Source organism: Acinetobacter sp. L-24 (assembly GCF_056857555.1).
Genome location: NZ_JBSXNI010000022.1, coordinates 1 through 15,347 on the forward strand (window position 1 = coordinate 1; position 15,347 = coordinate 15,347).

The window sequence follows — 15,347 nt, forward strand, 5'->3', positions numbered from 1 at the left end:
TACGCAGAATAACTTTCAACTTTTGCCAGTGTTGATCTGTCAGCATGGTACGAGGCATAGCGAATAGTAAAATTGGGTTTGGCGATTTGATTTTACTACTTCGCTATTTTTTTAAGCTAAAAGTGTCAACACACCCTAGATTGTTTTAAATTTATGCACTCAACCCAGAAAATCATTTTTTTTATGGAAATGCGTTTGACACCCCCCTGTTTTCACCCTATTATACGCCCACCTCTGAAACGTCCCTATCGTCTAGAGGCCTAGGACATCGCCCTTTCACGGCGGTAACCGGGGTTCGAATCCCCGTAGGGACGCCAATTTTCAGAAGTACATTTTATTAAGTCCCTATCGTCTAGAGGCCTAGGACATCGCCCTTTCACGGCGGTAACCGGGGTTCGAATCCCCGTAGGGACGCCATTACTTCAAGCTAAAAGTAGCGGTTTTAAAATTTATCTTCTGTACTGTCCCTATCGTCTAGAGGCCTAGGACATCGCCCTTTCACGGCGGTAACCGGGGTTCGAATCCCCGTAGGGACGCCATATTCGAGATGGTAACATCTCAACAAAAAGCCCGAGCATTGCGACTCGGGCTTTTTTTTATCTTGCAAATTTTATTTCTGAAAACTTTAAACCTTGTTTTTATCATTCGTTCAAATCTAGCTCTCTTTCTGGGGGCTGCCATCCCATTCTTAATTTTACAATTTGTATTGTTTTAACATTTCTATGCATAGAAATATCCGTTCATTTTCATTTAAAGCAATACACCAATAAATTAGAACAAAAATTCAACACCCTGCTTTTAGAGGGCACGTTAAGGTAAATCAAGAGAAATCTGCAAGGATCAGATTATGTTCGTCAGCACAGAGCTAAGTTTACCTTTATCGCCAAATAAAAATCATAATTATCAAATTAAAAGCTTTAAGGATTGGGTCGACTTTTTTCAAGATACTGAAATTTCGACATATACCAAAACTGAAAAAGCTGAATCTTATTTGAGCGATCTGATTAAAAATTTAAATATTGATACTCTCGGATGGTTAGATCAGCCCCCACAGGTTGAACAGCATCTTTTAGAACAACATCATCAAATCTGTGCCACTTTCCAGACCTATGTCAATCGCCGGAAACAGCAACAGCCCCGGGAATATTTTCCGACGGTTTCTCATGCTTTCGAATTCCTGGCGAAAGTTGCACCGGTTAAACTGGTCGATGGTGCTTGGTTGTATTCAACCGTGCCAAACTGTAATCAGCCCGAGTTGAAAGATTTGATTTACATCTATCTCGAAGAGCTTGGTTTAGGGCATCCGCGTGCCAATCATGTCACCATGTATCAGGACCTGTTGAGTCATTATGAGCTGAACAGTTATGCCGAGCATTTGGATGACAGTTACTACGAACAGGCTGCCGTACAGCTCGCACTGGCTTATGCCCCGGCCAAATACCTACCTTTGGTCATTGGCTTTAATCTCGGCTATGAACAGTTACCGCTGCATCTGTTAATCACCAATTATGAACTGGCTGAACTGGGTATCGATCCACATTATTTCAATGTGCACATTACTATTGATAATGCTCACAATGGTCATGCGCAGAAATCCCTGCAAGCATTTATCCAGCATTTTAATCATGCAGAAAACCCGGAAACTTATCTGGAGCTGATTAAAAAAGGCTATGTCCTGAATGACATCGGCAAAAGTTCTTCTCAGATTATTAAGGAACTGGACATTGAACAGATGGCTTTAAAAGTGTTCCAGAATAAAGCGCTGATTGGTCAATATATTCATAATCAGAAATGCCAGTTTAGTGGCAAGACCATCAATGACTGGTTATCCGATCCTGCCCAGATTGCCGAGTTTTTGCAGGTCATGATTGAAAAAGGCTGGATCGTAAAAGATGCACCAGTGGAACAAAGCCGTTTCTGGAAAATGATAGATCATCCGGAAGGTAAAATGTTTGGGGTCTTTAATGCGACCGAAAAACAGATTATTAGAGACTGGATTCAGGGGGCAGGCTTGGCAACTCGCCTATCGTCACGTAGTGCAACTCCTTCACAGGCAAAAATTGAACCTGCAATGAGCCGCATGGACCAGCAGCGCTTAAATCAGTTAAAAAGCCGTTTCATACGCTGTGAAGGTGCTGAACAGAAAATTGATTTACTGATTCCTTATACTGCACCGCATATGCATCATACTGAAATTGGTTTATGGGCGACTCGTCAGTTAAGCCAGTTATTATTTCCTTTTCAGACCCAGGCGATGCATTATTCCTAAAGCACCCCTAAGTGCCAGAAATTAAAAAACCGGACATTTGCAGTGTCCGGTTTTTTAATAAAGATTAAGCCGATTTTCGCGAGTTTAATTGTCCCTTGATCACCGCTTTGACATTGCCTTTCAGATACTGCAAAAAGACCTTTAGTGGTGACAGCTTTGGATTAGGCTGCTTGCCTTTGGCAATTTCTTTAAACTGCGCGGCATACCAGATGATTTCCATAATCGCCATTTTGTCGACCATTGGAATACCGGTTTTAATTTTCTCAACCGCATAACGTACATCATGCCCTGCAACCAGACGATTGCCCAAGTCAGGTTCTACCGCAAAGGGACGTGCAATCCCGACAAAATCACAAGCACCACTGTCAAGCGCGGCATTCATGCCTTCAACAGTTCGGAATCCACCAGTGACCATGATATGGCACTTCACTTCCTGACGGATTTTTTCGGCAAAATCGAGGAAATAGGCTTCACGGGCAATGGTTGAAGCTTTGCGTTTGTCTTCTTTTACACCAGCCATGGCAGGCGCTTCATAACTACCGCCGGATACTTCAATGATATCAATCCCGGCTGCATCCATCGCCTTAAAGACATAGATCACATCTTCTTCACTTATACCACCGCGCTGAAAGTCAGCAGAATTCAATTTGACTGAAATAATGAAATTTTCTGAGCTTGCAGCACGGACAGCCTGATAGGTTTCCAGCAGAAAACGGGTACGATTCTCAATACTACCACCCCATTGATCCTGACGCTTATTGGTTAGCGGTGACAGAAACTGGCTAATCAGATAACCATGTGCCCCATGCAACTGCACCCCCTCAAATCCTGCTTTTTCACAGATGGCAGCCGAAGTGGCAAAGCGCTGAATAATATCCAGGATTTCATCTTCGCGCAGTTCCCGTGGGGTTCCAAAGCTCATGGCCAAAGCCGGACTAAAGGATACTGCCGAAGGTGCAACCGTTTCTTTATTCAGACCTTTGGGACACTGGCGGCCCGGATGCGACAACTGGACCAATTGTACCATGCCATGCTGTTTGCCTACGTCGGCCCAGACTTTAAGCTGCGCCAGATCGCGTTCTGTTTCTACCACTACGACGCCCGGTTCATTCTTGGCACGATAATCCACCATGACATTACCCGTAATAGCACAACCCAAGCCACCTTCGGCCCATGCTTCATACAACTTGAAATGTGCCTGATTGGGCTGGCCGGCATCATTGGCCAGTGCTTCACTCATGGCACCTTTAATGATGCGGTTTTTAAAAGTGATATTGCGAATTTGAATGGAATCGGCCAATTGAGTCATGATCTGTCCTGATACGTTACTTTTATTTTGTACTCGTTTATAACGTAAGCCAGAACAATTGACAATCAGTCTTGTCAAATTTACACAATTTTTATCTGCTTATTTTCTTATGGTTAAAGATTTTTGTGATTTAGTTTCTTGGATCAAAAGCATCCCGTACCGCTTCTCCCATATAGATCAGCAAACTCAGTACAATCGCCAAACTAAAGAATCCCGACAATGCCAGCCACGGCGCATTTAAGTTGTTTTTGGCCTGAAGCAAGAGTTCCCCGAGGGATGCCGAATCGGGTGGCAGACCATACCCTAAAAAATCCAGCGCTGTCAGTGCAGTAATATTGGCGGTTAGCATAAAAGGTAACTGTGACAGGCTAGAACCTATCACATTGGGAAGAATATGTTTGAACATGATCCGTCCATCCCCGGCCCCGATACTTCTTGCTGCCCAGACATATTCCAGATTTCTGGCGCGCAAGAACTCAGCGCGCACCATACTCACCAGTGTGGTCCAGCCAAATAACAGCATGATCAGAAATAGCCAGTAAATACTCGGAGTAAACAGACTGACCAGTACCATCACCATAAACAGCATCGGTAAACCACTCCAGACTTCGAGTATGCGTTGCCCGATCAGGTCAATCCATCCGCCATAATAACCCTGAATTGCCCCTACTAAAATTCCCAACGCTGCAGACAATAGAGTCAGAGCAAAACCAAACAGTAATGAAATCCTTAAGCCATATAGAATCCGTGCCAGAACATCACGGCCCTGATCATCTGTTCCCAGCCAGTTTTGCGCACTCGGTGGCGAAGGCACTGGTACAGCCAGTTCAAAATTTGGCGTTTGAGAGGAAAACGGAATGATGGGCCAGATCGCCCAGCCCTTTTCTGCAATCAGTTGCTGTACAGCGGGATCTTTATATTCTGCTTCTGTCTCAAATACCCCACCAAACGTGGTTTCTGGATAGGATTTCAGGATGGGCAGATAAAAAGCATGATCATATTTCACCAACAAGGGCTTATCGTTAGCAATCAGTTCTGCACCCAAGGAAATGATGAAAATAGCACTGAAAATAATAAAGCAGCCAAAGCCCAGCTTATGCTGCTTAAAACGTTGCCAGCGTGCTTGCATCAAGGAAGACATTATTGTGATCCTCGACGTGAACTGAAATGAATCCTTGGATCAATCAGTTGATAGAGCAAATCACTGAGTAAACGCAGTATCAGGCCGAGCAAAGTAAAAATAAACAAAGTACCAAAAATCACCGGATAGTCACGCTGAATAATCGCCTCAAAGCCTAAAACACCCAAGCCATCCAGATTAAAGATAATCTCGATAAACAGGTTTCCCACAAAAAACACCCCGATCAGAACTTCAGGCAAACCTGCGATAAGCACTAAAATGGCATTCCGGAATACATGCCGATACAGCACTGCATGTTCAGTTAAACCTTTGGCCCGCGCAGCCAAGACATATTGCTTAGTCAGCTCTTCTACAAAGGAAAATTTGACCAGATAGGTCAAACTGGCAAATCCGCCAAGCACCATGGCCAACAGCGGCAAGGCCATATGCCAGAAATAATCCTGAATTTTCGCAAAGAATGAGAGTTCAGCAAAATTTTCAGAGCGAATTCCCTGCAAGGGAAACCAGTGCAGATAAGACCCACCAGCAAAAAATACGATGAGTAAAATGGCAAAAATAAAGGCTGGAATGGCATAGCCTACTGCCAACACTAGAGAGGTAGTCTGATCAAACAGACTGCCATGTTTTCGGGCTTTTCTAATCCCTAAAGGAATGGAGACCAGATAAATCAGCAAGGTACTCCACAGGCCTAAAGAAAGCGATACTGGCAATTTTTCCCAGATGAGTTCAGTCACAGGTTTGTCTTTGAAAAAACTCTGCCCCAGATCAAACTGCGCATAACGCGTTAGCATTTCCCAAAATCGAATATGCAGCGGCTGGTCAAAGCCGTACTGGATATTAATCTGCTCAAGCATCTCCGGTGTGAGGCCTTGCTTTCCCTGATACTGCAATCCGGTATGCGCCAAACCATTGACCTGTTGCGCCTGATAAATCGCCTGCTCCACCGGACCACCGGGTGCCAGCTGGATCACCATGAAATTGATCAGCAAAATGATCAGCAAGGTTGGAATCATCAGCAACAGACGTTTGAGAATATAAGTGCTCATGGCACTCCCTGATAGGCTTGGAGCTTAATGCTGTTTGAAATAATCAGCCACATGTCTGGCCTTTTCTGCATCGACCCACCAGTAATCAATCCCGGCGGAGAGTTTAGGTTTTCGTTGCGGCTGCTGATACATATTCCAGTAAGCATACCAGTATTCGCCCGTACCATAAGTCAGAATATGATAATAGCCTGCTCGCAGTAAACGGTCTAATGCTCGGGTACTATTCACCAGCTGTTCACGGTTTTGAGCTTGAGTCACCTGCTGAATGACTCCATCAATGGCCGGATTTCGAATACCGGCATAATTATAATTACCTGACTGCGCTGCGGCCTGACTGCCCCAGAACTGTTTCTGCTCCTGCCCCGGTGTCAGGGATTGCGGCATGGTATCAACAATCATATCAAACTGATAATTCCGCAGCCGTTCATAATATTGCGCGGTTTCTACCATACGAATGCTGGCCTGAATGCCCAAGCGTTTTAAATGACGTAGATATGGCATCAGATCACGCTGCTGTTCTGCCTGATGCAACAGGAACTCAATCTGTACCGGTTGACCCGCAGCATTGACCAACTTCCCCTGTTGATAACGATAGCCTGCCTTTAATAGCAATTGACGGGCCTTTAACAGATTGTTCCGGTTAAAACCGGAGGCATCTGACTGAGGATATTTCCAGTCCTTAAGTACCGCCTGACGTTGAACCTGATCAAGCTGCTTTAAATGGGGTTTTAAAATGTGCAGTTCTTGAACACTTGGCCGTCCATGAGATGCCAGCTCGCTATTGGAAAAAAAGCTGTTCAGGCGCTGATATTCACCATAGAACATGGCTTTATTCAGCCATTCAAAGTCATAGGCAAAACTCAAGGCTTGCCGGAAACGGATATCGGCAAAAGGCTGACGGCGGGTATTGAATATCAGACTCTGGGTCGGAATCGGGTTGTGATGCTGAAAGCGGTAACGCTGCACCTGTCCTTGCCGAACGGCAGGAAATTGGTAGTCTTTCACCCAACGGTTGACCTGTTTTTCCTCATGCAAGGTAAATTGGCCCGACTTGAAAGCTTCGAACTTGATTTCAGGGCTACGATAATAACGATACTTGATCCGGTCAAAATTATAACGCCCGCGGTTGACCATCAAGTCTTTGCCCCAATATCGGGGATTGCGTTTATAGCTAATACTACGTCCAGCATCTATGTGTTCAATGACATAAGGCCCTGAACCCAGCATCGGTTTCAACGTCAATTCTTTAAAATTACGCTTTTGCCATTCCTGTTTAGAATAAATGGGCATCTGCGCGACAATCATCGCCATTTCCGGATTATGTCCGGATTTAAAATGCATTTTGACCTGTAAAGGTGACAGGACTTCCAGCCGGTTTAAATCAGCCAAATACATCTGCAGGCCAAAATTGGACTGGGTCTGAAACAGTTCAAAACTGTATTTGACATCTTGTGCAGTTACCGGCTGGCCATTACTAAACCGTGCTTTCGGATTTAAATGAAAAATAATAAAGGCGGTTTTCTTGGGGTCAAAACTGACTTTTTCCGCCAGCAAGGGATAGTACACACCGGGCTCATCCAGTGACTTGGACAGCAAACTGTCAAAAATATAGTTGCCCCCTTCAGTGACATTGCCCTTGCCATTCATGCTGTTTAAATTATCGAAACTGCCATCAGCTGCTAGAATCAGCGTACCGCCTTTCGTTGCTTGCGGATTGGCATAAGGCAGGGATTTGGCCTGGGCATATTTCGGCTGGTTATATAGCGCGATATATGGGGTGGTGATCAGGGCTGCCCAACTGCTACTCACGAGCAGCGGGGCTAGCCAGATAAACCTGAAAGTTTTAAATAAATGAGCGAATCTCATGATCCATTCATTAATTCGGTACTTTAATCACATCGCCAATACGCAATTGCGTATTCGGTTTGAGATCATTCATTTCCGCCAGTTCATTGCTGTTCATACCATAGCGTGAAGCCAGACCGATTAAGGTATCACCGCGTTTGACTTTATAATCAGTCACCAGTTTTGGAATCTGAATGGTTTGACTGACCCTTAATCCTGCGCGTGGACTTAGATTATTTAATTGAGCCAAGTCGGTCACGCTTATGCCTAAACGGCTGGCGATTGCATTCAGGGATTCGCCTGATTTAACGGTATAGGATTCAGTTGCCTTAGAAGCTACAGGCTTAGTTGCCACTTTCACATCTTCAACTTTTTTATCTACCGGAAAGTCACCCTCAATTTTTAAACGCTGACCAATACGCACCGTACTATTGGTATTCAGGCCATTTAAATCTGCCAGATATTTCAGTTGTAAATGATACTGACGTGCAATAGAACTTAAGGTTTCACCTGACTTCACCACATGCGAATCCGATTTTGTATTCTTCGTCGCAGTTTCAGCAACCACTTCACGTACCGGTTCAGCAACTTCACCACTGAGTTTCAGGCGCTGTCCCACACGCAAGCCGGCATTACGTGACATGCTATTCAGGCTCGCCACCTGGTCCATTGACAGATTGTATTTTGCGGCAATACCGGTCAGCGTATCACCCGCTTGAACCGTATAGGTTTCAGGGATCTGACTGCCGGCTGGAATCTTGATGGTCTGACCTATACGTAAACCACTATTGGCAGACAACCCATTCAATACAGCCAGTTCAGAAACACTCAGCATGCTTTGACTGGCAATGCTATACAGGGTTTCACCGCGTTTGACCTGATAGTTTTCAGTCGCAGTCTGATCGACTTTGACATTTTCAAACTTCTGCTCAGTTTTCTGGCTAGATGCCGTTAGCCCTTCAACTTCCTGAAGTGGTACATTGATTTTCTGTCCCACCATCAGACTGCTACCGGCAGTCAGACCCGACGTTAATGATGCCAGTTCGGTATTTGAAAGCCCGTAACGATCGGCAATCAGTTTCAGATATTCACCGCGTTTCACCGTATAAGATTTGGTCTGAACCTTGGCAGTTTCAGCTTTTTTAATCTCTTCAGCTTTAGATTTAGAGGCAACCGTTTCTTTCAGTGACAGCTTTTGCCCAACAAACAGACCGCTATTGGTACTCAGTCCATTAAAATCAGCCAGTTGTTTCACGCTAAAACCAAACTGATTCGCTACGCTAGTCAGAGAGTCATTGGCCTGAACCACATAAGTTTCCGGCTTTTCTTTGGCTTTGCTGGCTTCCTGTACCGGTTTGGCATCATACAGATAAATGGTGGTACCCACATACAGCGGAGAATTTGGATCAATCTGGTTCCATTTCGCCACATCACGCCAGTTCACCCCATTTTTAGCCGCAATCATTGCCAGATTATCACCTGGTAACACCTTATAGGTACTGCGTTTGCCTTTTGGAGCAACCACCACCACTTCAGAATCAGTCTTGACGTAATTTTTGCCCTGATTCAGCTGGGCTTCAACCGAATTCGCAGTGGTATTGTCAGCAACTTCTTTTGGATAAGAGAAGCCTTTTGTCAGTTCTTTACCTTGCTGCTCAGCCACAGACAGGCTGGTTTGAATGGCAGTCAGCTTGATTTTGCCATCATAAGGATCAACAATTTCTGTGCCAGCCGGCGCCAATGCTTTCAGCTCTTCAACCACTTGGGCCTGTTCTGCCGGTGTTGCGACAGGCTGCAGAATTTCATCTACAGTTTTCTGAATATCCTGTGCGATGACCGCCTGCTGAACTTGTTGACGCTCAGCTGCAGAAATCGGTGGTTCGACCTGAATTTGTTTCGCTGGCGCTGCAGGTGTTACAGCTACCGGAATACGCGGCGCACTTGGAATTGGCAAATCACTTTGTGCCGCAAAACTGGCTAAAGCAGATGAGCCTTTAGGTGTCGAAATCTTTTTCGTAGTCTTCGTTACAGTATTGGCCGTTGTCGCGGTACTTACCGCTGCTGTGACGACAGATGGCGTACTTGCAGCTTTCGCCGGAGTCGTTGTTTTAGCAACGGTCGTTACAGGCTGATTACTAACAACCGCTGGCGGAGTCTGTTTAGAAGGCGTAATCGTTTTCGTATTTAATTCTGGCGGTGCAGCTCTGGTGGGCACCACTGTCGTCGTATTTCGCGGCAGGCTGCTCGTGTTACTCGCCCATAAACCGCCTGAGCCGGATAATTTTTTCAGCTTCTCATCGACTGAAGGACTTAGGTCAGCTGGAATCAGAATACGGCGCGGACTTGCAGGATCAATATGATCACCACGATGACCCGGGTTTAATTGATACAGTTCTGCACGGCTTAGACCAGTGATGGCTGCAATTTCATTTAAACTGGCAACACCGACCGGTACTTCACGGAAATGCGGACGGTTGGCAATCGGTGGCAAACTCACCCCATAACTGCCCGGATTTTTAATAATTTGTGCAACTGCCAGAAAACGTGGCACATAGCTCATGGTTTCTTGTGGCAGTTTCAAGGACCAATAATCGGTGGGCAGACCTGCAGCTTTGTTACGGTTAATTGCCTGCTGGATACGGCCTGGGCCGGCATTATAAGAAGCGAGCGCCAATTCCCAGGAACCAAACTGGTTATACAGACTGCCTAAAAATTCATAGGCTGCACGGGTCGATTCCACCACATCACGACGACCATCGTATAAAGAAGTCTGCTTTAAACCATAAATGCGGCCGGTACTTGGAATAAACTGCCATAAACCTGCTGCCGCCGCACTACTGGTCGCTGCCGGGTCATAAGAACTTTCAATAATCGGTAACAGTGCCAACTCGGTCGGCATGCCACGGCGTTCTGCTTCTTTTACTGTGTAATATAAATAACGTGATGCACGCGCACTTAAACGATCCAGATAAGGCTGACGTGAAATAAACCAGCCACGCTGCGCATCAATCCGCGGATTCCAGACACTTAAGTCCATCTTGAAACCTACGGTCATGCGTTTCCAGACATCACCATGTTTCAGAATCTGTAAACGGTCGCCTTCGACTGCACGCATATCCGTTGCAGAGAGTAAATCTTCGAGTCCATCCAGACTACTGGCATCCAGATATTGTGATCCAACCTGCTTGCTTGATGCTGTTTGGGTCGCACTTTGTGTAGATGAACAGCCCGTCAGTCCTAGAGAAGCAAGCGCAGTTCCCAGTACAGAATATTTTAAAAATGTAGGTAATGTCGGCTGCCACAAAATTGCGGTTGGTTTATACATAAAGAAATCCAAACAACTCGTATATAAATTTATTTTTTAGATATGCCATTGTAGTGAAGCATGTCGAAGACTCAAGCCAATAATTTACCGCGATTTCACGTTAAATGTTACAAGAAATTAAAAAATCCCGGACATATAGATTGATCGACTGCATTTGCGCTATACAATAAGCCTTCCAGCTTGTTCTATTTTGATCGGATTTAATCTATGTCACACACTATCACACTTTATGTTGATGGCGCCTGTCGCGGCAACCCGGGTTTAGGCGGCTGGGGTGCGTACATTGTTAATGGCCAACAAGAACACAAAATTTATGGCGGTGAAGATCATACTACCAATAACCGCATGGAACTGACGGCTGCGATTGAAGGGATTCTGTTCTGTGACAAGCAAGACAAACTGGTGATCTATACCGATTCCAAGTATGTCAAACAAGGCATTACCGAATGGATTCACGGCTGGAAAAAGAAAAACTGGAAAGACGTCAAAAATCCGGATCTGTGGCAAAAGCTCGATGAAGTCTGTCAGGGACGTGACATCGAATGGCACTGGGTCAAAGGTCATGCCGGACATCCGGGCAATGAAATGGCCGATCAGCTGGCCAATCTGGGTGCTGATGAAACCCTGAAAAAATCCAAGCAAAGCCCTTCAATGTCTGAAGATAAAAAAAAATCTGAACCCGACTGGTTGCTAGACGATCCTTTCGGTCTGGATCTGGCTGAGAGTGAAGAAGAGCTGGAAGACCTGCCGGAAGAAATCATCGAAGTGACTGTTGAAGAAATTGTACAGACTGAAGTTTTAGCAACGGACAGCAATAAAGATGCTTCATCTTCAGACGCATCTGCCTCGACTGAGCTACATCCGCAAATTGTCATTACACCAGCAAAGCTACAGCTGCATGGCCCACGACAACTGATTCTGGATACTGAAACCACCGGTTTTTATTATCAGGATGGTGACCGGATTATTGAAGTCGGCGCGCTGGAAATGATTAACCGCAAACTGACCGGCAGCTCGATTCATATCTATATCAATCCGAAAACACCGGTCGGCGATTCCGTGAATGTCCACGGGATCACCGATGAATTCCTGCAAGACAAACCGCTGTTTGAAGAAATTTCTCAAGTGCTGTTTGACTATTTACACGGCGCAGAAATTATTGCGCATAACGCGACTTTCGATATGAACTTCCTGGATATGGAATTCAAGCGCGCAGGTTTTAAAGCGCTCTCCGAGGTTTGTGAAGTCACCGATACCCTGGCATTAGCCAAGTCCAAACATCCCGGGCAGAAAAATTCGCTGGATGCCTTAGTGCGCCGTTACGAGATTCCACAACGCGACCGTACTTTCCACGGTGCCTTGCTTGATGCGGAAATCCTGTCGGATGTTTATCTGGCGATGACCGGTGGACAAGTGTCTTTTGATATCGATGCCCTGTCTCAGTCTGAAGACCAGAACAGCCGTTCAGGGATGGCCAGAGTTGAAATTGAATTGCCGGTGATTCTTCCGTCAGAACAGGAATTGCAGGAACATGAGAATTGGGTCAAACAATTCGAAGAAAAACATGGAACTGCTTGCCTTTTCGCAAAATAAAATCTACATTTCCGGGGATACTTTAGGTTTAAAACTATCGTTCTTCAGTTATAGTAAATACAAAGAGGCCCCGTAGTTTAAAGCGGGGGCTCATATATAGATAATACTCCAGGAAAGGTGCAGATCATGTCTTACCAAACCTCTATACATTTTGATCCAACAGCTTTACTGATAATAAAAAATGAGGTTGATAACTCGATCAAGTTAGTCGAATCAGCAGTAAGCACCTTGGTAGAAGACCAGACTTTACCTTTTGGTATTGATGATGCATTAAATCAGTTCGAACAATGCGCCCAGGTTCTGGCACTCATCGACATGTCCAGTCTGGCAAAAGTCGCTCAATATTCAGCAGAATTAATGCGCAAGATTATGGGGAATCCGGCGCAGGTTAATACTCAAGAAGTGATCGCCTTGAGTGAAGGCACCACCATGCTGAAACGCTATATCGAATTTATCTGTTTGCGTGAAGTGAAAATTCCACAGTTTTTGCTGGATACCCTGAACCGTCTGGAACTGGCTTTGGGTAAACCACTGACGACTGAAGGCCAGCATGTAGAATCGCTATTAGATTGCGTCACTCCTGATTTTGCGCTGCCACAGGCACCAAGTCTGGAAAAATCCCAATATGTACACCGTCTGTATAAGCTGTCACTCAACAAGCTGATCAATCAGGAAGAAAGTGAACTGGATTTGCAAGCCATCAAACTGGTGGGGGCTTATCTGGCCGGACTTGCAGAACAACATGACAGCAAGCAGTACTGGAATCTGGTATATGTCGCGTTAAACAATATTGAGCACCTGCTGATTAATGAGCCACGTCTACGCACCTTGGTGAGCATTGAGCGCAACATGGCACAGTATTTTAGCTCGGCAGACAGCTTCAAGGCTTCGCTGGCTGATCTGGCCAATGTGCTCAGCCTATGTATCAGTCAGGAAGATGAAACTGCGCAATCTATCCGTAGCCAGCTCAATGTTGGCGATGACCTACTGACCGATATGCAATTACAGGTCTTCAGTCGCCACCTGTATGGTCCTGACTTTGAAACCATGCATACCATCAGCGAGTTGGTGACCACGGAAATGGCACAGATTCGTAATGACATCGAGTTCAACTATCAGAATATGACGCCTGAAAAGACTCAGGAATTACAGGCTCAACTGAATAGTTTGGCCAATATCTTCAAGGTGTTGAACCTGAATGAAGCCTATCATGACCTGACCCGTCAGGCTGCTTCACTGAGCCAGCCCGAGATTATGCAGGATGCCAGCTTTGCCCAGCAGTTGATGAATGTCATTCTGTCTGCCATGAACTCGATTGGCGTACTGGAACGTCATCACACTTCGAGCCGCTTGCAGCTGCGCGTCAACAACATGAATATTTCTCTGGACCGTCTGGATGAAGCACACGCTGCTTTACTCACAGAAACCAAGGCCCTGATCGAGCTTTCTAGCCAGATTCTCAGCAATTACCTGCAAGATCATGACTTGACTGCCCTCGAACCTGTTCCTGTACAGTTTTGCGAGATTGGCGGCGCGATGCTGTTCCTGAATGCAGAACATGTTCGTACTGCATTCACCACCACTGCAGAATTCATCAAGAACCGTATTGATCTGTCGATTGCATTAAGTCCGGAAGAAATTCATCGTGCTTTAGACACCCTGGCCAGTGCCGACATGATGATTGATAACTTAAAGAACAAACAGCCTGTATTACAGGCGATGTTTCAGGTAGCATTGGACAGTAGTGAGAAACTCAAAATAGTTGCCTAATGTCCAAATTATCACTTGCTTATATTTTTCAACAACAGCAACTGCTGGTCGATCAACACTTTCAACTTCCACGGGTTGAAGCCTTAGCAAGTGATTTGCTACTCCACACGGGTGATCAGGTGATTGCCCGTGATCTTCTTCCCGATGAGCCGATTCCTGCAGGCTTGCAACTGGTTCCCATCCGTCAGCTGTTACAGTTCTGGAATACCCAGCAATTCGAACAGGCCAGCCGCGCAGTACAACTTTTAGAATGGCGTCGTAACCATAAGTTCTGTAGTCATTGCGGTACAGCGACTGAAGCGCATGCTGTTGAATATGCCATGGTCTGCCCATCCTGCAACTACCGGCAATATCCACGGGTACAGCCTTGCGTTATTACTGTTATTACCAAAGGTGAAGACGAGATTCTGCTGGCCAAAAATGCACGTAATACTAAAAGCCAGATGTATGGACTGATTGCCGGTTTCGTTGAAGTGGGTGAAACGCTGGAAGATGCAGTACGTCGTGAAACGCTGGAAGAAGTCGGTCTGCATCTCAAAAATATCCAGTATCTGGCCAGCCAGCCCTGGCCTTTCCCAAGTAACCTGATGATTGCCTTCAAGGCAGAATATGCTGGTGGTGAGCTACAGCTGCAGGAAGAAGAAATTAGCGATGCGCAATTCTTTAAATTCGATCAGCTGCCTGAAATTCCGTTTAAAGGCAGTATTGCCCATGCCATGATCATGCATGTGACTCAAGGTACGGCAGTCTCAGACGACACCAAGACCTGGCTATAAATCTGCACTCGAAAGATTTAGCTCAACGGCTTAAAAAAGAATCCAGGGGAGATCATCCACTGGATTCTTTTTTATCTATTGCTTAGGGTCTGTTGACATTTACTGTTCATAATTAACCCTATAAAGGTAGCTATAAAAATATACAGGCTAAAGCAACAGAACTTTGATAATTTCTTTTGAGCTTGTCATATCGAGTAGCTATTCCTCTAAATTGCTTTAATCTACAAAACATATTTTCAACTAAATGCCTGATTTTATATAAACACCAGTCCA

Annotated in this window: 9 protein-coding genes, 3 tRNA genes and 1 pseudogene; 7 read left to right on the plus strand and 6 right to left on the minus strand. The window is 45.3% G+C overall.

Annotation, left to right across the window (positions count from 1 at the left end; all coding sequences use genetic code 11):
* The first annotated feature begins 241 nt into the window (after positions 1 to 241).
* From AC13CK_RS01355 to AC13CK_RS01370, 4 genes are all read left to right on the plus strand, one after another.
* Positions 242 to 317, plus strand: a tRNA-Glu gene (locus tag AC13CK_RS01355).
* Between the two features lie 24 nt (positions 318 to 341).
* A tRNA-Glu gene (locus tag AC13CK_RS01360) sits at positions 342 to 417 on the plus strand.
* 46 nt (positions 418 to 463) lie between these two features.
* Positions 464 to 539 (plus strand) — tRNA-Glu (locus AC13CK_RS01365).
* Positions 540 to 847: 308 nt separating this feature from the next.
* Complete coding sequence (locus AC13CK_RS01370) at positions 848 to 2,269, plus strand: iron-containing redox enzyme family protein (protein ID WP_425880184.1); 1,422 nt, start codon at positions 848 to 850, stop codon at positions 2,267 to 2,269.
* Between the two features lie 64 nt (positions 2,270 to 2,333).
* On the opposite strand, the gene AC13CK_RS01375 is transcribed toward AC13CK_RS01370, so the two are convergent.
* The 5 genes from AC13CK_RS01375 to AC13CK_RS01395 all read right to left on the minus strand — a co-directional run bounded on the left by AC13CK_RS01375 (position 2,334) and on the right by AC13CK_RS01395 (position 10,935).
* The gene (locus tag AC13CK_RS01375) at positions 2,334 to 3,578 is read right to left on the minus strand and encodes an NADH:flavin oxidoreductase/NADH oxidase family protein (RefSeq protein ID WP_425880185.1); all 1,245 of its coding nucleotides are present in this window, start codon (positions 3,576 to 3,578) and stop codon (positions 2,334 to 2,336) included.
* Positions 3,579 to 3,708: 130 nt separating this feature from the next.
* Positions 3,709 to 4,719 (minus strand): ABC transporter permease, encoded by a 1,011-nt coding sequence (locus tag AC13CK_RS01380; protein WP_425880186.1) that lies wholly within the window; start codon positions 4,717 to 4,719, stop codon positions 3,709 to 3,711.
* Entirely contained in the window at positions 4,719 to 5,765 is a 1,047-nt protein-coding gene (gene yejB / locus AC13CK_RS01385; RefSeq protein WP_253146170.1) for a microcin C ABC transporter permease YejB, read from the minus strand. Before yejB ends, AC13CK_RS01380 begins: the two co-directional genes overlap by 1 nt.
* 24 nt (positions 5,766 to 5,789) lie before the next feature.
* Positions 5,790 to 7,631, minus strand: a complete 1,842-nt coding sequence (locus AC13CK_RS01390) for an extracellular solute-binding protein (protein ID WP_425880187.1) — start codon at positions 7,629 to 7,631, stop codon at positions 5,790 to 5,792.
* A 10-nt stretch (positions 7,632 to 7,641) separates the two neighbouring features.
* Positions 7,642 to 10,935 (minus strand): LysM peptidoglycan-binding domain-containing protein, encoded by a 3,294-nt coding sequence (locus AC13CK_RS01395; protein ID WP_425880188.1) that lies wholly within the window; start codon positions 10,933 to 10,935, stop codon positions 7,642 to 7,644.
* A gap of 207 nt (positions 10,936 to 11,142) precedes the next feature.
* Between AC13CK_RS01395 and dnaQ the strand changes: the two genes are divergently transcribed.
* The 3 genes from dnaQ (at position 11,143) to nudC (ending at position 15,074) form a co-directional block, all read left to right on the plus strand.
* Positions 11,143 to 12,528, plus strand: a complete 1,386-nt coding sequence (dnaQ, locus tag AC13CK_RS01400; RefSeq protein ID WP_310076536.1) for a DNA polymerase III subunit epsilon — start codon at positions 11,143 to 11,145, stop codon at positions 12,526 to 12,528.
* 126 nt (positions 12,529 to 12,654) lie between these two features.
* Positions 12,655 to 14,298 (plus strand): chemotaxis protein, encoded by a 1,644-nt coding sequence (locus tag AC13CK_RS01405; protein WP_262458150.1) that lies wholly within the window; start codon positions 12,655 to 12,657, stop codon positions 14,296 to 14,298.
* The gene (gene nudC / locus AC13CK_RS01410; protein WP_425880189.1) at positions 14,298 to 15,074 is read left to right on the plus strand and encodes an NAD(+) diphosphatase; all 777 of its coding nucleotides are present in this window, start codon (positions 14,298 to 14,300) and stop codon (positions 15,072 to 15,074) included. The genes AC13CK_RS01405 and nudC overlap by 1 nt, the downstream gene beginning before the upstream one ends.
* A gap of 130 nt (positions 15,075 to 15,204) precedes the next feature.
* On the opposite strand, the pseudogene AC13CK_RS01415 reads toward nudC, so the two are convergent.
* Positions 15,205 to 15,347 (minus strand): annotated as a pseudogene (locus AC13CK_RS01415) (IS5/IS1182 family transposase); the annotation flags it as partial.